Here is a 23,914-nt window from a genome sequence, read left to right on the forward strand (position 1 = left end):
TTTACCCTAGTTTTAAAAAGCAATTTACCATCTTAGATAAATACAACACTATAAATCTAAGGTTTTGTCTTAACACAAAAACGAAGCAAAAAAGTCAAGGCTTTGATTGCAAAAGCTAAATTCCATTCCTTTCGCCTAAATGATTTTAAACTCGCTTTGCTCAAACAAAAAATCATTTTTTACGGCTCAATACATAAAATTCTTAACGCTTTTCCCTTCAAGGCCGAAGAAGTGCTACCAAACGAATTAGGTAGAAAGCCCACTAGCACGAATGTTAAGCGTAAGTGCCATTCGTATCCAACATGATCATCGGAAATCTCCTGATTTCTAATTACCATAAATAACGAAAACTTAGTTTACAATGTACTTAGCTAAAAAATAAACCCAAGTAGTTCTTTATCTTGAATACTTGGGCCTAAATTTACAGATTTAATTTAAAACTTTTTCTTGTAAATATGACAATACGGTAAGCCTGCTGTTTTCTCGTAATAATCTTGATGATAATCTTCGGCTTTCCAGAAAGTTAAATTTTCTGCTGGTGTAAGTTTTGTCACAACTTCATAACCTTTTGCTTTTAACTGAGCAATCAACAGTATGGCTTCTTCCCTTTGTTTCTCGTCCATATAAAAAATCTCTGAGCGGTATTGTGTTCCAATATCCGGTCCTTGTCGGTCTACTTGAGAAGGGTCATGCGTTTCAAAAAAGAGTTTGGTCAACGACTCAAAACTAACTCTATCTGAATCATATACTACTTTTACAGCTTCTGCATGTCCTGTCTGTCCAGTACATACTTCTTTATAAGTAGGATTATCAACTGTTCCCCCTATGTAGCCCACATCACATGAAATCACTCCTTTCCATCTTAAGAAATAGAATTGAGTTCCCCAGAAACAACCCGAAGCAAAAATGGCTGTTTTAGGATTCTTGACTTCATTTCCTTCAAAGTTCATAGACACTGAATTCACACAATGTCTAACATTTTTGGGCGTTAGCTGTTCTCCTTCAAAAACATGCCCTAAATGACCTCCACAATTGGAACAAAGAATTTCTACTCTCTGCCCATCAGCATCAGGAACTCTTTCTACTGCCCCGGGTATCTCATCATCAAAACTTGGCCATCCGCAAGAAGACTCAAACTTATGATCTGATTTGTACAAAGGAGCATCGCATCTTTTACAAGTATAAGTTCCCGGTTCTGAATGTAAATTATATTTTCCTGTATTGGGTCTTTCTGTCCCTTTATTGACAATAACCCATTCTTCAAAGGGTGTTAATTTTTTCATAGCTTGATGCTCTAGTTTTGGTGTAAAATCGTATTAATTGATAGTTATATAACAATTAATCATTCACAAGGTTATGAAGAAGACTAAAAGTTCTATTCACATCACGTTTAGCAAGAATCAACGTAAACTCGTTGGTCGTTGAAATTACCTCTACAATGTTGATTCCTTCCCAAGCAATTTTTTTCAATAAATAATAATAGATACCCGGAACGGAAGTATTGTCCTGTGGCAATCTCATTGTTAAAGATGCTAGATTTTCTTTTCTACTGATGATCTCCTCTCCTTCAAAAATAGTTAATAATTGATCCAGCATTTTTTTACTGGTTACAATGTTCGTTTCATACACTCCTTTTGAAGACGCCTGAAAAACATCTTTTTCGCCTTGGATGGATCTCAATAATTCCTGTTGCTTTCCGATCAAGCTTGGTGAATTTTTAAAAGTGTAATCGACTAAATCAGATCTGACAATAATTTCACCCATTTTCTTTAGGTAATTGAGCACTTCATGTTCAATATCTAACTTTGATAATTTGGGTCTCAAACGCTGAATTGCCATCACTACACCACCGATTTGAACATCCTTCATCAACTTGTCTTCCACCTCTGGCATAATCTGTCTTGCCAATCCTGTGTAATTAACAATACCATCTACGATCGCCTCTTCTAGGAACGGAGATTTACGTACAATCTCTTCTACAGCCTCTGCAATTGTTATCATTTTCTAATATTTAATTTCTTGAAGTTATAAATATAACAACTTGTTACGAAAAGGTTTTCTTTTTATTGTAAATTTGAGCAATTAATAGATCTATTTATTTTTGTTCTCGTAAAATATAAAGAGAAACACCATCAAAATTCATATAAATTTATAATCATGGAAACGTTTATTGGACAAGGTATTGCATTAGTGACACCATTCACATCAGAAAACACGATAGATTTTCCTGCTTTAAAGAAACTTTTAGAGCACACAAAGGATGCTGACTATTGGGTAGTAAATGGAACAACAGCTGAAAGTGCAAATTTATCCAAATCCGAAAAACGTGCGGTTTTAAATTTTGTAAAGTCAAACAATCCTACTGAAAAGCCAATCATGTTTGGTATTGGCAGTAACAACACTGCTGAAGTAGTTGAACAACTAACTACTTGGGATCTTTCTGGGGTAGATGCTATCCTTTCTGTTTGTCCTTACTATGTGAAGCCTACACAAGCGGGTATTGTAGCACATTACACAGCTATTGCTGACGCTTCTCCTCTACCTGTGTTATTATATAATGTTCCAGGTAGAACGGGTGTAAACATGAGTGTTGAAACGATTGTTACGCTTTCTCAGCACAAAAACATTTTTGGTGTTAAAGATGCCGGTGGAGACCTTGCTCAAGCGATGCGTGTGATCAGCAGTACTCCTGATGATTTCCTTTACATTTCTGGAGACGATGCGTTAACAGTACCGATTCTTGGTGTTGGCGGTAATGGTGTTATTACTGTTTTGGGTAATGTTTTACCACAAGAATTTGGCTCAACAGTTAAAAACGCTTTAAACGGTGATGTTAAATTAGCAACGAAGCAAATGTCTGAGATGCTAGATTTCACTGATGCTTTATTTGAAGAAGGTAACCCTGTCGGAATCAAATTAGCGTTAGATATTGCAGGTATCTGTGGCAAGAGAGTTAGACTTCCATTGGTGGAAGGTTCTGAGGAATTGGAACAAAAACTTTCTTCTATGTATGAAGCAATCAAAATTTCAAGTAGAAAATCAATTTTTGTATCCAACTTTGATGCAAAATACGCGATATAAAAGATTCACAATCACATCTATAAGCACCTCTAACGTTATGTTGAGGTGTTTTTTTATGACCAAATTTTCAGGCACAAAAAAATCCCATAAGTAAAAACCTATGGGACTTATAAGTACTGGCTAAAATACTATTTTTAACTGCACTCAATATCTTGAAATAAGTTTAGCTGTTTTGCCAAACGATCTTTCTATTCTTGCTATCCACATTAAGGATAATTCTCAATGGATTAGGAATAATCACCAATTTTGTTGGTTTTCTCTCCAAGTCATCCACCTCTACAGGAACTCCTTGGCCGTGATCACAGTCAAACTGAGCACCTACTTCATTGTCCCCTGTCTTGATATAACTTTGAGCGATATAACTTAATGGAGATAATACGTCTGTATCCACAGAGAAATCTTCATGTACATCACCGATGATGTCTTCTAATGTCTCTCCGTGTTCATCAATAAAGTCATCCTCTAAATCATGAAGCTCATCCTCAATATCATCATAAGACTCATCTTCATACGATAAAGCGTTAAGCTGATTACGCTTCTCAATAATTTCAATTAGTGCTTTATCAATTGCAGTTGTATCCATAAATATAAATGTGTAAATGTATTTCTAATTAGACGCTAAAGATAAAAGAATTATTTCGTCTATGAATTAAAAATAGGTAATAGTTTTTGTTAATACAAAGTAATGTTTGACATAAAAATCTCTTTTTCATAGACTTTAAAAATGCAACATTTTGCACATTTTTTTTAAAGTTTTGAAAGGTTTTTAGAGGTCTAAATCTTCCTTCTTCAACACGATTTGTAATGTATCAAAAGAAATCTGTCTCATATATACTTTTGACAAATCGATACCCAATTGCTGAATAATATCTTCCTTATAGTTTTTAACAGTAACCAATTCCATCTGATACACAATTTCAATCTTAAATTTATCATGGAAGAGTTGTTTGAGCTTCTGTATTTTTTTCGGCTCGTTATTCGTACAAATAGAAAGTGAAAGTGCACTATTTTTTATCAAATTCACTTTCATATTCAATTTTGAAAACTCACTAAAAACCAAACCCAGATCACCCTTACTTACATTTAAGAAATCCTTCTCTTCAAATCTTATGATTACCTGATTGGTTTTAAAAATGATGGATGGTAAAGTAGGTGAAGACTTGAAATCACCAATCACAGTACCCTTTTCTTCAGGATTTAAGAAACTATTGACATGCAATGGTATATTTTTCAGAGCAAGCGGTCGAATGGTTTTAGGGTGAATAACTGATGCTCCATAATAAGTTAATTCAGCCGCATATTTATAGGGCAATTCATGAAACAGTGTCACATCTTCAACTCTTCTAGGATCACTGCTCATAATGCCTGGGACATCTTTCCAAATACAAACATTTTCCGCATTCAAACAGTAGGCAAAAATGGCTGCCGTGAAATCAGAACCTTCCCTTCCCAATGTTGTAGTTTTATTGTTGATCGTACCTCCAATAAAACCTTGGGTCACCACAACATTTTCTTTAATTAGTTGTGGCACATCCGCTTTCATCATTCTTTCCGTCCAAGTCCAATCCACATTACCTTCTCTCCAATTATCATCGGTTTGAATGTAGATTCTTGCATCCAGAAAGTGAGTCGGTATATTTTCTTGATTCAGGTAAGCAGAAACAATGTGTGTAGATAATAATTCACCATAACATACAACCTGATCGTAAAGTTCTTCTTCTGAAAAATAACGGAGTCTTAGTTTTCCCTCAAGGTCAACAATGAGTTTTTCAATTTGTTGAAAAATACTGGCTTTAGGATTTTGGAATAGCTCTTTAGCTATAGTGGAATGAAATATCCTTAGCTCTTCAATATGATGCTCAAAAGGCTCTCCTTTTATGACATCCAACACAATTTTCTCCATCAGGTTAGTAGTTTTACCCATTGCAGAAACCACCACCACTAACTCTTTCTGATCCGAATATTGTCCAATGATCTTCTGAACATTTCTTACAGCATCAGCACTTTTCACAGATGCCCCACCAAATTTAAATACACGCATCAATTATTTTTAGGTTAGAGTGAAAGAGGTAAGATTTTTTAAGGTCTGAAAAAGAAATGTAAATCCCCCTTCTTTCCACATAATTCTTACCTCTTACCTGATATTAAAGTTTTATTTTCTCAATTGCTGCTTTCGGATCTTCTGCTCCAAAAACATAGCTACCTGCCACTAAAACTGAAGCACCTGCTTCTTTTAATTTAGCCGCATTGGAAGCGTCAACACCTCCATCAATCTGAATCAATACTTCAGCTCCAGCTTCATCGATCATATCCTTCAGGTCTCTTACTTTTTGGTAAGTAGTAGGGATAAATTTCTGACCTCCGAAACCTGGGTTTACTGACATGATACATACATAGTCAATTTCATGTAATAAGTATCTCAAGCAGTCAATTGAGGTATGAGGATTAAGTGCCACACCTGCTTTCAATCCTAATTCTTTGATTTTTTGGATAGTACGGTGTAAGTGAGGACAAGCTTCTGCATGTACTGAAATCATATCAGCACCTGCTTTCTTAAAGTCTTCAAGATAACGATCAGGTTGTTCAATCATCAAGTGAACATCCATAGGTTTTTTAGCGTGCTTGCTAATGGCTGCACATACTGGCAATCCAAAAGAAATGTTCGGAACAAACATTCCGTCCATAATGTCAATGTGAAACCAATCTGCTTGGCTTTCATTAAGCATTACAGCGTCTCTCTGCAAATTTGCAAAGTCTGCTGCCAATACTGAAGGTGCAATTAAAGTTTTCATAAGCGCAAAAGAAATAAACTTCAACCGTGTAACAAAAAAAGAATTGGTATTTCTTTATTGTAAAATAAAATATTTTTCGTTTTCTAAATTGTTAAGTCTTAACAAAAAACAAAGAAACACATTGAAAAACAGCACTTTAATACATATTATCATTACGTAATTTATACACTTAAATTGAGAAGTCCGAAACATTGACTATGTTAGTACTTTCGTTCGTGTTATTTGTTTATCACATCTAAAAAATAATGAGTACAAAATTACCAAAACTAGTTAAGGACGACCCATGGTTGGAGCCGCAAACTGAAGAGATTAATGCTAGAATAAACAGCTTCGAGCAACTTAAAAATGACCTGAATGATAAGTATGGAAGTATATATGAATTTGCTGGTGCTCATAAGTTTCTAGGCTTTAACTACGACGCAACAAACAACGGTTGGTGGTATAGAGAATGGGCTCCTGCTGCTCATGCCTTATATCTGACTGGTGACTTTATCGGCTGGAATAGAGATAGTCATCCTTTGAGAAAAATTGAAGGGTCACTGCACTGGGATGGTGTTTGGGAGATTTTCCTTCCAAAAGATGAATACAAAGACACATTTGTACACGGAAGTTTTGTTAAAGTAAGAGTATTATCCCAAGCAGGTGATAATGACAGAATTCCAGCTTACATTACTAGAGTTGTACAAGAACCTAACTCACCTAACTTCAAAGGACAGTTATGGTTTAGTGAAGAGACAAATTTTGATTGGTCAGACGATAATTTCAAAACTGAATCGATCAAAGCTCCAATTATATATGAGGCTCACGTTGGAATGTCCCAAGAAGAAGAAAAAATGGGTTCTTATGTTGAGTTTACTGAAAATGTTTTACCTAGAGTTAGAGATTTAGGATACAACTGTATTCAATTGATGGCCGTTCAAGAACATCCTTATTATGGTTCTTTCGGTTATCATGTTAGTAATTTCTACGCTGCTACCTCAAAATTTGGTACGCCAGAAGAATTAAAGCAATTGATTAAAACAGCACACTCTATGGGTATTGCTGTAATTATGGATATTGTGCATTCTCATGCGGTTAAAAACCATAATGAAGGTATCAATGAGTTTGACGGAACTGTTTACCAATATTTCCACACTGGCGGAAAAGGTGATCACCCAGATTGGGACTCAAAGTTATTTGATTACAAGAAATGGGAAGTAATTCAATTCCTTGCGTCAAATGTTAGATATTGGTTAGAAGAATTCCATTTTGACGGATTCCGTTTTGATGGTGTTACTTCTATGATGTATCATCACCATGGTCACGCTGGCTTTGGTAGCTACGATGATTACTTCAATATGGGCGTTGATGTAGATGCTGTACGTTATTTACAATTAGCCAATGAAGTAGCTCACATTATCAAACCTGACGTTATTTCTATTGCAGAAGATGTTTCGGGTATGCCAGGATTGAGTAGAGCATCTGAAGAAGGTGGTGTTGGTTTTGATTACCGTTTGAGCATGGGTATTCCAGATTTCTGGGTAAAACTTCTTGAAGAACAACAAGATGAAAACTGGAATGTTTGGGATCTTTGGAGCGTAATGCTAAACAGAAGAGCCAACGAGAAAGCTATTGCTTACGCTGAATCACATGATCAGGCATTAGTTGGTGATAAAACAATTGCCATGTGGTTAATGGATGCAGAAATGTATACAGGCATGGACAATGAAAGTGGAAGCCTTGTGGTTGACAGAGGTGTTGCCCTTCATAAAATTATCCGTTTCTTAACTTGTGTTCTTGGAGGTGAAGGTTACCTTAACTTTATGGGCAATGAATTCGGCCACCCTGAATGGATCGACTTCCCAAGAGAAGGTAATGGATGGAGCTACCAATATGCTAGACGTCAATGGTCATTAGTGGAAAATGGATTCTTGCGTTATCAAAAATTAAATAGCTTTGATGGTGCAATGGTTCACTTGGTAAGAGAGCATAATTTATTAGCTGAACACACTCCAGTAAACTTATTGAACATGGATACTGAAAATAAAACGATCTGCTTCAAGAAAGGTGATCTTGTTTTTGTTTTCAACTTCTCTCCTACTAATTCACTTCCAGATTATAAATTCTATGTTGGTGAAGCCGGTACTTATGAGATTGTATTATGTTCAGATGACAATCAGTTTGGTGGACATAACCGTGTAGATTCTTCTAGTAAATTCTTTACTGATGAAGATAAACACATTTCGATTTACAATGTGAATAGATCAGCAGTGGTTTTCAAAAAAGTAGATTAATATAGTCTATATATTACAATATATTTTAAGGCTGATTTGTACTGTTACGGTATGGATCAGCCTTTTTTCTTTAATTTGATTTCGATAAGAGCAGAAAAAAGAACTATTCCTTTTTCACTCATTAAATTCGTACATTTGCTCAAAAGAAAATAACGATGCTACAAGAAAAATATATCAATCCCTTTACCGACTTTGGTTTTAAGCGGTTGTTTGGACAAGAGCCGAGCAAAGCTATTTTAATGGATTTTTTAAATGAGCTCCTACGTGAACATGAAGGTGAGATTAAGTCTATGACTTATTTGAAAAATGAACATTTAGGAAGCGGTGAAGTAGATCGAAAAGCTATATTTGATTTGTACTGTGAAAATGAAAGAGGTGAGAAATTTATTGTAGAATTACAAAAAACAAAACAAAATTTCTTTAAAGACAGAGCTTTATATTATTCTACATTCCCTATTCAAGAACAAGCTAGGAAAGGTTCCGAATGGAATTATGAACTAAAAGCAGTATACACTATCGCTATCCTTGATTTTGTTTTCGAAGAAGATAAAGGGCAAAATAAATATCGCTACGATGTAAAATTAACTGATATAGATACTCAAAAGATATTCTACAACAAGTTAACTTTCACCTATTTGGCCATGCCTAATTTTAATAAAAAGCTTTCTGAGTTAGAAACAAAGTTTGATAAATGGCTTTATGTTATTAAAAATTTGGCCACGCTTGATAATCGTCCCAAAGAACTGAAAGGAAAAATCTTTGATGCATTTTTTGAAACGGCTGAAGTCGCTAAAATGACGAGAAAGGAACTATTAAGCTATGAAGACTCTTTAAAGTATTATAGAGATTTACATAACTCCCTCGATACCGCTAAGGAAGAAGGCATTGAGATTGGTAGAGAAGAGGGGCTTGAAATTGGAAGAGAAGAAGGTATTGAAATTGGAGAAAAAAGAAAAGCAATTGAAACTGCTAGAAACCTTTTAAAACTTAACCTCACTCTTGAACAAATTGCAGAAAGTACAGGCTTAAGTATTGAAGAGGTCAAGAAAATAAAACTATAAGCTATACTGAAAAAAGTCATTTACTATTTATATATCCAACATGATAATCATTTAAGCTGATTTATTTTGTTGGATTTTTTCATGTAAAAAAAAGAGGCTACCCAAAAGGATAGCCTCCAACTCGACTTGCAACCTAGTTACAGTGCGAAAATATGATTAACTTCTAATTAGAAGTTGAAGTCTTGCTTGAATGCTTTCAAACCTAAGTATTTAGCAGTAGAACCTAATTTTTCTTCGATACGAAGTAATTGGTTGTACTTAGCCATACGGTCTGAACGAGAAGCAGAACCAGTCTTGATTTGACCACAGTTCAATGCTACTGCTAAGTCAGCAATAGTGTTGTCCTCAGTCTCACCAGAACGGTGTGACATTACTGAAGTGTAACCAGCTCTGTGAGCCATCTCAACTGCAGCAATTGTTTCAGTTAATGAACCGATTTGGTTAACTTTGATAAGGATAGAGTTAGCAATACCTTCGTTGATACCACGCTCTAATTTCTCAACGTTAGTAACGAATAAATCGTCACCTACTAATTGTACTTTATCTCCGCAAAGGTCAGTCAATTTCTTGAAACCATCCCAATCGTTTTCATCCATACCGTCTTCGATAGAAGTGATACAGTATTTCTCAGCTAATGCTGCTAAGTATTCAGCTTGCTCTTGAGAAGTTTTGATACCACCTTTCATGTCACCAAATTTCTCATAGTTGTACTTACCGTCTACGAAGAACTCAGAAGCAGCACAGTCTAAAGCGATAGTGATGTCTTTACCGAACTCGTAACCAGCGTTTGCAACTGCTAATTTTACTGAATCTAAAGCATCCTCAGTTGAATCGAAAGCTGGAGCGAAACCACCTTCGTCACCTACTGCAGTAGAAAGACCACGGTCGTGGATTACTTTCTTCAATGCGTGGAATACTTCACAACCGATACGGATAGCATCAGTAAAGTTTGTAGCTGATACAGGTTGGATCATGAACTCTTGGAATGCGATAGGAGCATCAGAGTGAGAACCACCGTTGATGATGTTCATCATTGGAACAGGCATTGTGTTTGCTGAAACACCACCTACATATCTATATAAAGGAAGACCTAACTCAGCTGCTGCTGCGTGAGCTACTGCAAGTGAAACACCTAAGATAGCGTTAGCACCTAATTTTGCTTTATTTGGAGTACCGTCTAAAGCGATCATTGCTTGGTCGATAGCGTTTTGCTCAAATACAGAAGCACCGATTAATTCCTCAGCAATAATTTCATTAACGTTTTCAACAGCTTTTAAAACTCCTTTTCCAAGATAATCTTTACCACCGTCACGTAATTCAACTGCTTCGTACTCACCAGTTGAAGCTCCTGAAGGAACAGCAGCACGGCCAATAGTACCAGTCTCAGTTGTTACGTCAACTTCTACAGTAGGATTACCTCTTGAATCAAGAATTTGTCTTGCGTGAACGTCTACGATTAAACTCATGTCTTCGTAATTTTTTTATTATTGATTTTTAAAACGATACAATACTAGGGAATGGAAACGGTTTAAAACATGACTATTGTCAGTCTAGCTCAAAGACATCAATATGTTTCAATTAGATCATTAAATAATCCTTTGTTTTTGACCCGTTTACACTCTTTCCACTGATTTCTCAAACATTCGTCAAATACAATAATTTAACATTTATTTAATATAATATTTTAATAAGTGTAACTTTAACCTATTTAAAATCAGTGAAATACAATGAAAATATTATAAATACTCTCTTACATCAATTACTTTCATACCTGCCGCTCTTGCTGCTTGAATTCCTGGCTCTCCATCTTCAAACACTAAGCAGAAACGTGGCTCTACTCCCATACGAATTGCACATTGTAAAAACGTTTCTGGATCAGGCTTTGGATTTTCCACCTGATCAGCCCCTACTTTTACATCAAACCAATGATAAACTCCAAGAGCCGTTAGTGTATGCTCTATCAATTCATCAATATTTCCAGTACCGATTGCCATTGGCATTTTACCGTAATATTCTTCTGCTATTTTAAAAACAGGCTCGACAGGCTTCACGTCACCAATCAGCTCCAAGTATTCTTTTTCTTTTTGATCAGCTAATTTTGGAACATCCATCTCAATATTATGCTCCTTTCCTATTTTCTTTAGAATTCGTTCTGTTGACATCCCTGCCAAACTATAGAATTCCTCTTCTGAAAAGTCGTACCCTACAGAGGCCAGTGTTTTTTTCCATGCCAAATAATGTGTAGGCATAGTATCTGCCAATGTTCCATCCATGTCAAAAATTAAACCTTGGATACCTTGAGGGATTTTAATTGTCTTGCTCATCATTTCTAGATATTTATTTTCAACAAAACTAAAGAAAAAAGGGAATTCTCTTGAAGCCTTTTGAAATTAATTGACAACTACTTTCTCTGTCTTTATATTTCCTGAATAAGATTTCACCTCTACAATAAAAAGTCCGGAACCATAAATCATAGGTATCTCCATAAAAATATTCTCAGTTGAAAGCTGCCCATACAACCTGCCTGATGTATCAAATAACTGTACTTGAAAACCATCACTATTTGACAATACATTGAGTTTTTCACCATAAGCTATAGGGTTAGGATAAATACTTAACTCAGGTGTCAATTCTGAATTTGAAACAGCATTTGGGCCATAAATTGTCATAGCACCGTCAAAGTCTACTTGTCGTAATCGATAGTAAACTATACTTGCATTAGGAACTTCTAGATCTTGAAAATCATATTCAATAGTACTATTTGAGTTTCCTGCTCCTTCTACAAAGGCAATTTCTGACCATTCCCTTTTATCGATACTCCTTTCCACTGCAAACCCTTTATTATTAATTTCTGTTGCAGTTGCCCATTCCATCAAAACATTCTGCTCTTTTAAAGTGGTATTAAAATAAAGCAATTCGACAGGTAAATCATCTCCAGAGTCAAAACATGTACCTCCTTCAGGCATGATATACTCTTTCCCATCCACATCTATTCTAACTCCTTCTTTTCCACAAATACTATAATACCCTTCATTTTCAAATAGCACATCAGTCATATGCACACTCCCGTGAATTACAATAGACGCACCCTCCATCATGATCAACTTTGATGAAGTCAATTGCCCCGTAATAATATCAACCTGTACATTTTCATGTATCGTCACATTGGACCAAATTAAATTAATACCATTTATAGTGGTATCATTCTTTATGTTGATTTCAGTATTTTCAAAATTAGGTTTCACCCCAACCGGCAACTCTTCAAGATTGGAACACGAAAAGAAAGCTATCAAAGAGATATATAACAAATAAAATCGTCTCATAACAAAACAAGTTAGTGATCTAATATACTTTGGATGTATTATTCATTCAATTGTATACTATCTAACTAACTTATTTCGAATTCGTTTACCTTAAAAAGACCACTCATTTCCTTAAAAGGGTCATCTTGCTGGCAGGTATTAGATTATCAATAATAACTAGGATAATAAGTACCCTTTTGCTAACTTTTTATATTTCTTGACTTCCTCGTTTTCCCATTCCTCATCTTTACCCAAAATTCCTGACATCAGTTTAGCTACTTTTGGTGCTATCTTAATACTTGCCTTCGCGTTCAATAGCAAACAACGGGTTCTCCGAGCAAGAGCATCTTCTAATGTCATTGCCATTTCAAACTCCGTTCCCCAGTAAATATCAGCGAAAGTATAAGGCAGGTCTTTATGAAGTTTCTTTTTTAAGGAAGGCACATTATCTGACAGTTCTTCTATTTTACTTAAGTCATTACCATAAACACTTCTTACATCGGATCTGTCCATACCTTTCTTATACCCATGAAGTAATACTTCTCTAGTAATACATTTTACAGGCTCCCATCTACCTACTCTTTCAATGGTGTTTACGGCATCTTCTGCCATTTGTCTGTAAGTCGTCCATTTTCCTCCAACTATTGTAATAAGTTTAGAGTCACTGACTACGATTTTATGGGATCTTGAAATATTTTTAGTTTCCGCTTTTTGCTTTTTAACCAATGGGCGAAGACCTGCATATACACTTTTCACATCAGCTCTTGTAGGTGTTTTATTGAGGTACTGAGCCGCTGTTTTAAGAATAAAATCTATTTCTTCTTCCAATGCCCTTGGTTCATGTGATACTTTTTTGAGAGGAGTATCTGTGGTCCCTACTACAATTTTATCATACCAAGGCACAGCAAACAACACCCTTCCGTCACTTGTGCGTGGCACCATTATAGAAGAGGCCCCTTGAAGAAATTCTTTATCTAAAATAATGTGAACTCCCTGACTAGGACTGACCATTCTTTTGTGCTCCTCGTTGTCCATTTTCAGAATTTTATCGACAAAAACACCTGTTGCATTGACAACCACTTTTCCTTTTATCTCAAAAATCTCATCACTTAATGTATCTTTTGCATTGACACCACAAATTTTTTCCTCTTCATCTTTTAAGAGTCCCGTTACTTTTACATGGTTCAAAATTGTTCCGCCATAATCATTGATTGTCAATGCTAAAGTAATTGCATATCTCGCATCGTCAAACTGCCCATCATAGTATCTCACACCACCTCTGAGGCCTTCCTGATTAAGATTAGGAATATGCTCCAATGTACTTTCTTTAGATATCATTTCTGAGGCTCCTAAACCTAATTTACCAGACATTACATCATACACCTTTAAGCCTGTTGTATATAAAGGTGCATCCCACCAATCATAAACAGGGACAATAAATTTCTGGTCATGTACCAAGTGAGGAGCATTTTCTTTCATCAATCCTCTTTCTCTTAATGCTTCCCTTACCATGGCCACATCCCCCTGCTTTAAATAACGTACGCCTCCATGAGCTAATTTTGTACTCCTGCTTGAAGTCCCTTTCGCAAAATCATGCTGTTCTAATAACAAAGTCTTGTATCCCCTCAAACAACTATCCAAAGCAGTCCCCAAACCCGAAGCTCCACCGCCTATCACGATCACATCAAACTCATCGGTGCTCCTCAAGCTTTCTAACATCTTATTCCTGTTCATCATATCTTAGTATTAAAGTGTCATTTTATGGTATTTTGTAAAAGTAATTTAATAAGAATCTCGTCTTTTTGATTTATTTTTTTATTTTTAATAAACAAATTAACTCTTAATTAGTAATTGTAATATTACATTAATTTAACCACCCTTTTAGTAAACTACATGTCAGAAGTTAAACGTATTACTCTCATTATCTTTTGTCTATTTACTTCTTCTTTTCTTTATGGTCAGACAAAAAACTATACTTTAAGTGGCTATATAAAAGATGGTACTTCAGGCGAGACACTAATAGGTGCTACTATTTATGCCAATGAATTAAAAGCTGGTGTTGTAACCAACTCCTATGGTTTTTATTCATTGACACTTCCAGAAGGTGTCTATACTATTACCTCAACATTTGTTGGTTTTCAAAACTTCTCCAAAAAAATAAATCTCAATGAGAATAAAAAATTAAACATCGAACTGACGGGGAATGAAACAGAACTTGATGAAGTACTTATTACTGGAGAGAGAGAAGATGCCAATGTGAGTGATGTACAAATGAGTACACAAAAGATGGAAATAGAAACCATTCTTAAAATCCCTGCCCTTTTAGGTGAAGTCGATATCATCAAATCAATTCAGTTATTACCCGGTGTAAGTTCTGTAGGTGAAGGTGCTACGGGCTTTAATGTAAGAGGCGGTGGAATTGGACAGAACCTTGTGCTTTTGGATGAAGCTCCGGTTTTCAACTCCTCACACCTTTTCGGTTTTTTCTCTGTATTCAACCCTGATGCAGTGAAAGATGTGAAATTAATTAAGGGAGGTATTCCTGCTCAATATGGAGGTAGAATATCTTCTATTCTTGACGTCCGAATGAAAGAAGGTAATTCGAAACAGCTTACTGTACAAGGCGGTATTGGAGTTATTTTTAGCCGACTTACTGTGGAAGCTCCTATTATAAAAGATAAAATGTCATTTCTTATTGCAGGTAGAAGGTCTTATATCGATATCCTTGCTAAACCTTTTTTAGAGGAAGACCTTAGAGATTCGAAATTCAATTTCTGGGATCTTACCGCAAAGCTGAATTATGATGTAAATGAAAACAATAAGATCTTTCTATCTGCCTACTGGGGAAGAGACAATTTCGGCGCCGCTGGAACTTTCGACTCAGGATGGGGAAATGTAACGGGTACGTTCCGTTGGAATCATTTATTTAATGATAAACTTTTCCTTAATACCACTGCTTATATCTCAGATTATGATTATAATTTGACTTTCCAGCAAGATGATACGGATGCTTTTAACTGGAAATCAAGAGTAAAAACTTATTCTGTAAAGCCTGAATTCACATGGTATTTAGGAAATCATAGTACTGTTACATTTGGTGGACAGTCTATCTATTATGATTTTTCCCCTGGAACAACTACTGCTAAAAGTGGTGGACAAGAGTTACCTCCTTTCGCACTGCAAAATCAATATGCTTTGGAGAATGCTATTTACATAGGTAATGACCATAAAATTTCTAAAGCAATAACTATACAATATGGCATAAGAGGAAGTTCTTTCACTTATTTAGGGCCGGTTACTACCTATGAGTACGAGGAGGCAGTCATTCCCAATACAAGAAGAGACCCTATACCTGGTTCAGAAAAAGTTTATGATGACTGGGAACCTGTGGAAACGTATTTCAGCTTAGAACCTCGATTTGCTATCAAATATCAATTCAATGAGAAAAATTCCTTTAAGGCCAGCTATACCCACATGGCACAGTATATTCATTTGATTTCTAATACATCTGCCGCTTCTCCACTAGATATATGGTCACCAAGTACAAATAATATTGTTCCTCAGCGTGGTGATCAATATGCTTTAGGTTATTTCAGGAACATGAATGACAACATGTTTGAATTTTCGACAGAGGTATATTACAAACCAATGCGAAACCTCATCGATTATATCAATGGTGCAGATTTATTGCTGAATCCTAATCTTGAAGGTGATTTATTAAATTCAACTGGCAGAGCTTATGGTATTGAATTTTATTTAAGAAAGAAAAAAGGAAAATATACGGGATGGTTAAGCTACACATTGGCACGATCAGAACAGATCACTGAAGGCATAAATCAAAGTCAGTACTATCCACGTCGATTTGATCAAGCTCACAACCTCACATTGAGTAATTTTTATACTCTTAATGATAGATGGTCGTTTGCTGCCAACTTTTCATTGATCAGTGGCACACCTTCTACATTCCCTACCAATCAGATTCAGGTACAAGGTTATGGAGTTCCTCATAATGTAGATGGCCTTAGGAACAATCAAAGAATTCCTTATTATCACCGTCTGGATGTCTCTGCAACTTTACAAGGGAAAAAGAAACCTAACAGAAGGTGGCATCATTACTGGGTATTTGGATTTTATAATACCTATGCCCGAAAAAACCCTTATTCCATTTACTTTCTTCCTTCAGAGGAAAGACCGCCCCAAGGGCAACCGGCTCCTAACCAAGCAATACAGTTTTCTGTACTCGCTAATATTATCCCTTCTGTTTCATTTAATTTCAAATGGTAAGCAATGAAAAATCACTATATATATTTATTTCTCCTGCTCATTTTGTTATCAACCTCCTGCGAGGACATTATTACCATAGATCTTCCGCAAGGGCAAACACAAATTGTAGTGGACGGCTTTATCAATAATCAATTTGAAAAGCAACGCATCCGACTCGTTACCACTAATGGGTACTTTGACCCCACTACACCTCCATTGGTAGAAAATGCCGATGTCAAGATCATAGATTTAGTGAATAACAAAACAATACAGTTCAACTATGAAAGTGATGGCTATTATACTTGGACTCCCTCTACTTTGGCTGATACGCTAATAGTAAGACAAAGACCTAGTGATTTTGATAGAGATGGAGACGGAAGATATGACAACTACTATAAACTTGAAGTTTCAGTAGATTTTGAAGGTCAGGAATTAGCTTTCGAATCTTACACTTCCTTGGAAAGAGTACCTCCTATCGATTCTCTTGTATTTAAAACATCAAGAGGTAAAACGGAGGTAGAAGATATGATTTTTGGAGAATTATGGGCCAAGGACTTTGCAGGACCAGCTGACTGTTACTGGATAAGAACTTACAAGAATGGTGACTTTTTAAATAAAAGAAATGAGATGTCACTTGCTTTTGACATTACACCTGGAAGAAGCACTTTTGGCGACATTATCACTCAAGACACCTATTTTATTCCTCCTATTCGAACAAGTATAAATCCCAGCCGTACTGAAGAAGAAGTTGAGAACAACTTCCCTATCTATGAAATAAACGATTCGGTTCGTGTTGAAATTCACTCTATCACAGAAAATGCTTTTGATTTTTTAAGCCAATCAAGACAACAAATGTCAAATGGAGGACTTTTTGCTAGACCTTTAGCAAATGTTCCAACCAACATTATCCCTGCAAATGATCAAAGTGTAGGGTTAGCTGTTGGTGTTTTTTGTGGTTCGGCAATATCTTCCAAAGGATTTCGTATTACTACTAAGCCTCCTTATGAAGATTAGAAACAAATAGAGGCTATTTGGTTTAAAATTTTTTGATATGTCAATAGAGCAAGAAGTAGATAAATTCACACCTACCCGGGAAAGAGTTGAAAGTTATTATTATGAAAATTTCAAACGATTAGACAGAGCAATGCAATATACCCTTATAGGGTCTTTCATTTTAGCAATTGGCTTATCTTTTGAATCGGGAAACTGGATTTTAGCACTGGCACTTGCTGCCGGAAGTTCTATTGTTTACTTCATATTGCTTTACAGCTCTACGAATACATCTTCCACACGATATATTTTAGCATTCACGTTTTTCCTCTATCAAGTGCAGTACCTCATGGTGTCTCCACAGACCCCCTATGGTCAATTTGCGTTTTTCGGTATACTGGCTCTTCTATCCCTATATCAAAATACCAACCTGCTCACTGTTTATTTTATGCTGACCGTGCTAATGTATGTTTCATTGGCACTTCTAGGATCAGATATGTGGCTTACTCAAGTTTATCAAGAAAGTTTGACCACAAGGTCTTTTAAAGGTATTGTTTCCATTCCTCTTGTAGCATTGAGTTTTTATCTGGCATGTGTATTTATCGCCAATCAATTAAAAAAGCAAAGTTTCAGAAATGCACGTTACGCTATCTTCCTGGAAGATCAGATGCATATTGATGAAAACACAAAACTTGCTCAGGATATTGAAAATGGGAAGCTCTATGAGAAGTATAATATTCATGAGAACGACATTTTAGGGAACTTACTGATCTCCATGCGTGATCAAGTACGTATTCAGAAAGAAAATGTAGAAAATCAAGGATGGATCGCCTCTGGGTTATCTTCTATCAGTGAACTCTTACTTTCTGTGAAAGATATTAAAAGACTTTCTACTAAAACACTTCGTGAAATAACGGAATATACTCAATCTACTTTAGGTGCTTTTTATCTTTATAATGAAGAGAAAGACTGTTTAGAAATCACAGCTTGCTATAGTCAGCATAGAAGAAAAAAAGTAGGTGATGTGTACAAAAAAGGTGAAGGACAAGTGGGTGAAGTTTTTTTAAAAAACACCCCTACCTTAATTTCAGAGATTCCATCTGACTATACCCCTATTCAATCTGGATTGGGTGAAGCAATTCCTAAAAATATATTTCTTGTTCCGCTTGCCATTAAAAATGATGTGGTGGGTGTAATTGAACTGGGTTCAATCAGAGAATACAACGATCAGGAAAAAGCCTTGCTTACGGAAATAGCTCCTTCAATTGCTTTGACAATTCGAACAATTCAGTCAACAATTAGAACGAATGAGTTATTAGACGATGCTCAGAAAACCAATCAAGAATTGAAGGACAAAGAAGAAACTCTAAAGGAAAACATGGAGTTGCTTGAGGTCACTAAAAAGGAAATGGAGGCCAAACAGGTGCAATTGGAAGCACAGGAAGAAGAAAGCCTTTTATTCTTTGAAAGAGCAATGGATGCCATGATCGCCTTCAACGAAGAGGGAGAAATTTTAAAATTAAACCCTGCCGCCTCTCATATCTTCCAAATCGGTATTGTTGCTGATGGAAGAAATATATCTGAACTATTGGGTAAGAGTTATGACAGGGCAATTAATAATAGGAGAACGATGAAATTAAAACGTTCTTCTGGCGATGTCTTTACCGCTTTGATTTTCATCACTGAAATTACTAATAATGAAGGTGTGAGAAGAATTGCCTATATACAGGATATTTCAGAACAGGACAAAAAAGAAAAAGAACTTCGTATTTTATTGGATAAAGCACAACTAAAGAACGAACAATTAGTTATACAAGAGAAAACAATGAAGGAAAGTTTGAGTCTTATGATCAGTACTAAGGAAGAACTTAACAATGCAAAGAAAAAAATTGTTGAGCTTGAACTTGAAATTGGACGCCTTCATCAACAAATAAAAAAGAATTCGTAGTTATTATCACATAAATGGACAAACAACTTTTTAAAGAGGCTATGAGGCACCTAGCTGCCACTGTCAATGTCATTTCTACAGATGGAGATGCAGGAAGAAATGGAATTACAGCCACAGCCGTCACGTCGCTTTCAGACACACCACCCAGCTTATTAGTGTCAGTAAACAAAAATGGAGAATTTCATGATCAAGTATTGAAAAATAAAAAGTTTTCCGTTCACATCTTGAGAGAAGATATGTCTGAAATTTCAAACTGTTTTGCAGGCTACAAAGGATTGCAGGGTGAAGAAAAATTTCAACTTGGGGCATGGGAAATTTCAGAAGAAAGCCGAGTGTTAGAACACGCCTTGGCCAACATTGAATGTGAACTCCAAGAAGCTTATGATGGCTATACTCACAGTATTTTCATTGGGAACATCATCAGCATAAAAAACACTGAAAATCAAAATGATAAACCTTTATTATACAGTCAAGGGCAGTATACAACCGTTCAAAGTTAGATTTTAAAGGACGAAAATATTGGTGTAGATTATCGTATCTACCATTAAAACAAAGAAAGCTCAATAAGAATTGGGCTTTTTTTATACCCTCCAATCAGCACAAAAAAGATGAATATTAGATAAATATAATTTTAAGTATTTCTTTCAAAAAAGATAATTTTTATACAAATTTGCACAATACCAAGATTGATCTTAATTCATTATTTAAAAAAAAGATAAAAAAATGCTTGATTTTAAGATCCATTATTACTTTATTTAAGTATTGGAACTATAATATAACTATAAACTACATGGTTATCCTCCTATTATTACACACAAAATTGATTATAAGTAATAGAAAAAAATTGCACATTTTGTATAACTGATGTCGAAACCCATTGCCTAAGTAGGTAGTAGTTATTTCTCCTTTTTAATTACAATGACTATGATAGAAGATTACAACAAAATCATTGAATCGTTGAACATTAAGTTTATCCGTTCAAACAGTCTAAACGTTATCCGTTCAGTAAAAGTCTCTAACTTTTATGACGTTCAAAACACCCTTATCCAAGTTAAATCTGGTGATATCACTATCAACGAGAATGAAGTAGCTCATGCGGGTGATCTTGTATTTATTCCTGGAGGTAAGTCGATTGAGATTGCCTTTGGTAATATGAACACGACGGAAGTAACAAATGAGAGCTTTATCAACGATAGAGACTCTTATCTGAGAAAGATTAATGATGACGTCTCATTGCATACTATTCACACTAGCTTTACGTCCGTAACTTTTGACGCTAAGGCCTTTGATTCAGTGAATTTCTTCAACTCTCTTGACATCCCTCCTTTCATCATACCGAAACATGAGGAAATCAGTGAAGCGATTGATAAAATCTACAAAGAATCTTTAGGTGACAAACCTGGTAGAGATAGAATTGCTACTAATATTACAGAATATGCTGTAATTGAAGTATTCAGACATGTATTAGAGAAGAAATTGTTTGTGGAGCAAATTGCCACTAATAGCAATTACTTTAAAGATCCTCGATTGATTGATATTTTCAACTTCATCAAGGACAATATATCAAGTGATCTTTCGAATAAGATCCTTGCCAATGTAGCCAATGTATCAGAAGATTATGTAGGGCAGTACTTCAAAATGCTGACAGGTATTAATCCTCAAGATTACATTGAATACCAAAGAATGGAAAAAGCAGTTGAACTGCTTCGTACATCAAGAAAAAGTATTCGTGCTATCGGATCTGAAGTAGGTTATAAAGACACTGCTTATTTCTGTAGACGTTTCAAAATGATGTTCGGTATTCCTGCAGGAAAAATGAGAAGAAGAGATTCATTGATGAATGTATAATCTCTTTTTAAAGATATAAATCAAATGGAGGTCCTCATTTCAGGACCTCTTTTTTATGCTCATTTTTCTACGCTATGATTGAACATTTTGAATCAAAATCGAAGCGTAAATAAACAAAACATTAAAATTCTGGTTATTGGTAACATATAACAATTATTCTGTTCTCAATCTAAATTTTATCTGTATTTTTGTCGCAAACAAGCATTCCAATGAAAAAAGAAGATATTCAAACATATAACTACTGCGACAATATTAACGCATATCAAAGAAGGCAAACGGTTACCGTTAATATTGGAGGAGTTCCTATGGGAGGAGACAACCCTATCAGAATTCAATCTATGACCACTGTGGACACTATGGATACAGAAGGGTCGATAGAGGAAATTATCAGAATGGTTGAATCAGGATGTGAATATGTAAGAATCACGGCTCCTAGTAAAAAGGAAGCTGAAAACCTTCAAAATATAAAAGATGGATTAAGAGCTAGAGGATATAATGTACCGCTAGTGGCAGATATTCATTTTACTCCCAACGCGGCTGAAGTTGCTGCTAAGATCGTAGAGAAAGTGAGAATCAATCCTGGTAATTATGCCGATAAGAAAAAGTTTGATTTCATAGAATACGATGACGTTGCATATCAAGCTGAACTCGATAGAATCAGAGAGAAATTTATCCCTCTTGTAGAGATTTGTAAAGAGCATGGCACTGCTATGAGAATTGGTACAAACCATGGTTCTCTATCTGATCGTATTTTAAGCCGTTATGGCGACACTCCACTTGGGATGGTGGAATCTGCTTTAGAATTCCTCAGAATCTGTGATGAATTGGATTATCATGAAATTGTGCTTTCAATGAAAGCCAGCAATACACAAGTGATGGTTCAAGCTTACAGGCTGTTGGTTCAGAAAATGGAAGAAGAGGGTTTGAAACCTTACCCTCTACATTTAGGAGTTACTGAGGCTGGTGATGGTGAAGATGGCAGGGTAAAGTCTGCAGTGGGGATTGGTACTCTTTTAGAAGATGGACTTGGTGATACCGTTAGAGTTTCGCTTACTGAAGCTCCAGAAGCAGAGGCACCAGTTGCAGAGGCTTTGATCAAAAGGTATGACACAAGAAGTGAGGAAAGCAATGCAATCCATACTCCTATTACTTCTTCGCCAAAAAATCCTTTCAAATACGAAAGAAGAGCAACAAATGAGGTCGCTACCTTTGGAGATCACAATGTACCGAGAGTAATTGCTGATTTCTCTAAAGTGGAGGAGATCACAATGAAAAGTTTAAAAGCTATTGGTCATCACTATTTACCTGCTACAGATAAATGGGCAATGAGTGATCATGGTGCCGATTATATCTACACAGGAGCGAGCACGCTTCCTTTTATGGCTCCTAATGGCTTGAAAAATATTGTCGATGCTTCATCTTGGAAAAAAGAAGACGATACTTACCCTCTATTTGAATTAGCAGAATTTCTAAACCACAAAGATGTTCATCAAGAACTGAACTTTGTAAGAGTAGCTTTTCACCAAATCAATGAGGAAACATTATCTGCTCTTCAGGAATTAAAAAATGTAGTTCTTATCATTCATACAAGCAATGCTCATGCAATGCCTGAACTAAGAGCCCTTTTATTTACGCTTTACAATACTGACATTAAAACACCTGTTGTCATTGAAAGAAATTATCAAGGACTTACAGATGATCAGTTACAGCTTTACAGTTCAACGGATATTGGAGGGTTATTAATTGATGGTCTTGGTGACGGTGTGATATTAAGTACTGATAACACTCTGGAATCGATAGAGTTCTGTAATCGATTATCATTCGGAATCTTACAAGCAGCTAGAACCCGAATGACAAAAACAGAATATATCTCTTGCCCTTCATGTGGCCGTACATTGTTTGATTTACAAGAAACTACTGCAATGATCCGTCAAAGGACAGATCATTTAAAAGGAGTGAAAATCGGGATCATGGGTTGTATTGTAAACGGCCCTGGTGAAATGGCTGATGCTGATTATGGCTACGTTGGCTCTGGAAAAGGTAAAATCACTTTATACAGAGGTCAGGAAGTAGTAAAAAGATCTGTTCCTGAAGCTGATGCGGTTGACGAACTAATCAAACTTATTGATGAAGATGGTAATTGGTTCGCTCCTCAGACTGAAGTGGAAGCACAATAAAAAAACAATCTAGTTATTTGTAATGTCCTGAAAAAACGATACAGTTTTTCAGTGAATTAATTTCGATATAAGACTCAATAATTTTAAGAATTATTGGGTCTTTTTTTGTGGGTAACCTTCAGTTTTTTTCTTTTCGCTACCGCGGGTTCCTCAAATTTATCGATGCAAAATTGATTCGC

At 35.7% G+C, this 23,914-nt stretch carries 18 protein-coding genes; 9 read left to right on the plus strand and 9 right to left on the minus strand.

Going from position 1 to position 23,914, the window contains the following annotated elements; genetic code table 11:
- Nucleotides 1-434: 434 nt before the first annotated feature.
- Together HHU12_RS28510 and HHU12_RS28515 are read right to left on the minus strand one after the other, a co-directional pair.
- Entirely contained in the window at nt 435-1,283 is an 849-nt protein-coding gene (locus tag HHU12_RS28510; RefSeq protein ID WP_169660143.1) for a bifunctional methionine sulfoxide reductase B/A protein, read from the minus strand.
- A 55-nt stretch (nt 1,284-1,338) separates the two neighbouring features.
- The gene (locus HHU12_RS28515) at nt 1,339-2,001 is read right to left on the minus strand and encodes an aspartate kinase (protein WP_169660144.1); all 663 of its coding nucleotides are present in this window, start codon (nt 1,999-2,001) and stop codon (nt 1,339-1,341) included.
- A 156-nt stretch (nt 2,002-2,157) separates the two neighbouring features.
- Here HHU12_RS28515 and dapA point away from each other — a divergent pair, with 156 nt between their 5' ends.
- Nucleotides 2,158-3,081: a 4-hydroxy-tetrahydrodipicolinate synthase gene (gene dapA / locus HHU12_RS28520; protein WP_063850982.1), complete on the plus strand. Its 924-nt coding sequence runs from the start codon at nt 2,158-2,160 to the stop codon at nt 3,079-3,081.
- 163 nt (nt 3,082-3,244) lie between these two features.
- On the opposite strand, the gene HHU12_RS28525 is transcribed toward dapA, so the two are convergent.
- From HHU12_RS28525 to rpe, 3 genes are all read right to left on the minus strand, one after another.
- Nucleotides 3,245-3,664: a hypothetical protein gene (locus HHU12_RS28525; protein WP_169660145.1), complete on the minus strand. Its 420-nt coding sequence runs from the start codon at nt 3,662-3,664 to the stop codon at nt 3,245-3,247.
- A 183-nt stretch (nt 3,665-3,847) separates the two neighbouring features.
- A complete protein-coding gene (locus HHU12_RS28530) occupies nt 3,848-5,122 on the minus strand; it encodes an aspartate kinase (RefSeq protein WP_169660146.1) in 1,275 nt (424 codons plus the stop codon).
- 103 nt (nt 5,123-5,225) lie between these two features.
- Nucleotides 5,226-5,873, minus strand: a complete 648-nt coding sequence (gene rpe / locus HHU12_RS28535; RefSeq protein ID WP_169660147.1) for a ribulose-phosphate 3-epimerase — start codon at nt 5,871-5,873, stop codon at nt 5,226-5,228.
- A gap of 245 nt (nt 5,874-6,118) precedes the next feature.
- On the opposite strand from rpe, the gene HHU12_RS28540 reads away from it, so the two are divergent.
- Nucleotides 6,119-8,146: an alpha-amylase family glycosyl hydrolase gene (locus HHU12_RS28540; protein ID WP_169660148.1), complete on the plus strand. Its 2,028-nt coding sequence runs from the start codon at nt 6,119-6,121 to the stop codon at nt 8,144-8,146.
- Between the two features lie 155 nt (nt 8,147-8,301).
- The gene (locus tag HHU12_RS28545; RefSeq protein WP_169660149.1) at nt 8,302-9,207 is read left to right on the plus strand and encodes an Rpn family recombination-promoting nuclease/putative transposase; all 906 of its coding nucleotides are present in this window, start codon (nt 8,302-8,304) and stop codon (nt 9,205-9,207) included.
- Nucleotides 9,208-9,374: 167 nt separating this feature from the next.
- Here the strand turns inward: HHU12_RS28545 and eno are convergent, their stop codons facing one another.
- The 4 genes from eno to HHU12_RS28565 form a co-directional block, all read right to left on the minus strand.
- Entirely contained in the window at nt 9,375-10,673 is a 1,299-nt protein-coding gene (gene eno / locus HHU12_RS28550) for a phosphopyruvate hydratase (RefSeq protein WP_169660150.1), read from the minus strand.
- Between the two features lie 270 nt (nt 10,674-10,943).
- Nucleotides 10,944-11,534, minus strand: coding sequence for an HAD family hydrolase (locus HHU12_RS28555; protein WP_169660151.1), 591 nt, complete (start codon nt 11,532-11,534; stop codon nt 10,944-10,946).
- 63 nt (nt 11,535-11,597) lie between these two features.
- The gene (locus HHU12_RS28560) at nt 11,598-12,530 is read right to left on the minus strand and encodes a T9SS type A sorting domain-containing protein (protein WP_169660152.1); all 933 of its coding nucleotides are present in this window, start codon (nt 12,528-12,530) and stop codon (nt 11,598-11,600) included.
- A 156-nt stretch (nt 12,531-12,686) separates the two neighbouring features.
- Entirely contained in the window at nt 12,687-14,246 is a 1,560-nt protein-coding gene (locus HHU12_RS28565; protein ID WP_317170548.1) for a glycerol-3-phosphate dehydrogenase/oxidase, read from the minus strand.
- A gap of 156 nt (nt 14,247-14,402) precedes the next feature.
- Here HHU12_RS28565 and HHU12_RS28570 point away from each other — a divergent pair, with 156 nt between their 5' ends.
- From HHU12_RS28570 to ispG, 6 genes are all read left to right on the plus strand, one after another.
- Nucleotides 14,403-16,793 carry a TonB-dependent receptor gene (locus HHU12_RS28570; RefSeq protein ID WP_169660153.1) on the plus strand — a complete coding sequence of 797 codons (2,391 nt, stop codon included), beginning with the start codon at nt 14,403-14,405 and terminating at the stop codon, nt 16,791-16,793.
- Nucleotides 16,794-16,796: 3 nt separating this feature from the next.
- The gene (locus HHU12_RS28575; protein ID WP_169660154.1) at nt 16,797-17,786 is read left to right on the plus strand and encodes a DUF4249 family protein; all 990 of its coding nucleotides are present in this window, start codon (nt 16,797-16,799) and stop codon (nt 17,784-17,786) included.
- Between the two features lie 37 nt (nt 17,787-17,823).
- Complete coding sequence (locus tag HHU12_RS28580) at nt 17,824-19,710, plus strand: GAF domain-containing protein (protein WP_169660155.1); 1,887 nt, start codon at nt 17,824-17,826, stop codon at nt 19,708-19,710.
- A 14-nt stretch (nt 19,711-19,724) separates the two neighbouring features.
- Nucleotides 19,725-20,210, plus strand: a complete 486-nt coding sequence (locus tag HHU12_RS28585; RefSeq protein WP_169660156.1) for a flavin reductase family protein — start codon at nt 19,725-19,727, stop codon at nt 20,208-20,210.
- Between the two features lie 427 nt (nt 20,211-20,637).
- On the plus strand, nt 20,638-21,558 hold the full coding sequence (locus HHU12_RS28590) for an AraC family transcriptional regulator (RefSeq protein ID WP_169660159.1): 921 nt from the start codon (nt 20,638-20,640) through the stop codon (nt 21,556-21,558).
- Between the two features lie 209 nt (nt 21,559-21,767).
- Nucleotides 21,768-23,735 carry a (E)-4-hydroxy-3-methylbut-2-enyl-diphosphate synthase gene (gene ispG, locus HHU12_RS28595; RefSeq protein ID WP_169660157.1) on the plus strand — a complete coding sequence of 656 codons (1,968 nt, stop codon included), beginning with the start codon at nt 21,768-21,770 and terminating at the stop codon, nt 23,733-23,735.
- Nucleotides 23,736-23,914 lie beyond the last annotated feature (179 nt).

Origin of the sequence: Flammeovirga aprica JL-4, from assembly GCF_012844305.1 — a bacterium.
GTDB lineage: Bacteria > Bacteroidota > Bacteroidia > Cytophagales > Flammeovirgaceae > Flammeovirga > Flammeovirga aprica.

Excerpts from the sequence above, each read along its gene's own strand:
- HHU12_RS28510 (WP_169660143.1), bottom strand. The coding sequence starts at position 1,283 with ATGAAAAAATTAACACCCTTTGAAGAATGGGTTATTGTCAATAAAGGG.
- HHU12_RS28515 (WP_169660144.1), bottom strand. The coding sequence starts at position 2,001 with ATGATAACAATTGCAGAGGCTGTAGAAGAGATTGTACGTAAATCTCCG.
- dapA (WP_063850982.1), top strand. The coding sequence starts at position 2,158 with ATGGAAACGTTTATTGGACAAGGTATTGCATTAGTGACACCATTCACA.
- HHU12_RS28525 (WP_169660145.1), bottom strand. The coding sequence starts at position 3,664 with ATGGATACAACTGCAATTGATAAAGCACTAATTGAAATTATTGAGAAG.
- HHU12_RS28530 (WP_169660146.1), bottom strand. The coding sequence starts at position 5,122 with ATGCGTGTATTTAAATTTGGTGGGGCATCTGTGAAAAGTGCTGATGCT.
- rpe (WP_169660147.1), bottom strand. The coding sequence starts at position 5,873 with ATGAAAACTTTAATTGCACCTTCAGTATTGGCAGCAGACTTTGCAAAT.
- HHU12_RS28540 (WP_169660148.1), top strand. The coding sequence starts at position 6,119 with ATGAGTACAAAATTACCAAAACTAGTTAAGGACGACCCATGGTTGGAG.
- HHU12_RS28545 (WP_169660149.1), top strand. The coding sequence starts at position 8,302 with ATGCTACAAGAAAAATATATCAATCCCTTTACCGACTTTGGTTTTAAG.
- eno (WP_169660150.1), bottom strand. The coding sequence starts at position 10,673 with ATGAGTTTAATCGTAGACGTTCACGCAAGACAAATTCTTGATTCAAGA.
- HHU12_RS28555 (WP_169660151.1), bottom strand. The coding sequence starts at position 11,534 with ATGATGAGCAAGACAATTAAAATCCCTCAAGGTATCCAAGGTTTAATT.
- HHU12_RS28560 (WP_169660152.1), bottom strand. The coding sequence starts at position 12,530 with ATGAGACGATTTTATTTGTTATATATCTCTTTGATAGCTTTCTTTTCG.
- HHU12_RS28565 (WP_317170548.1), bottom strand. The coding sequence starts at position 14,246 with ATGATGAACAGGAATAAGATGTTAGAAAGCTTGAGGAGCACCGATGAG.
- HHU12_RS28570 (WP_169660153.1), top strand. The coding sequence starts at position 14,403 with ATGTCAGAAGTTAAACGTATTACTCTCATTATCTTTTGTCTATTTACT.
- HHU12_RS28575 (WP_169660154.1), top strand. The coding sequence starts at position 16,797 with ATGAAAAATCACTATATATATTTATTTCTCCTGCTCATTTTGTTATCA.
- HHU12_RS28580 (WP_169660155.1), top strand. The coding sequence starts at position 17,824 with ATGTCAATAGAGCAAGAAGTAGATAAATTCACACCTACCCGGGAAAGA.
- HHU12_RS28585 (WP_169660156.1), top strand. The coding sequence starts at position 19,725 with ATGGACAAACAACTTTTTAAAGAGGCTATGAGGCACCTAGCTGCCACT.
- ispG (WP_169660157.1), top strand. The coding sequence starts at position 21,768 with ATGAAAAAAGAAGATATTCAAACATATAACTACTGCGACAATATTAAC.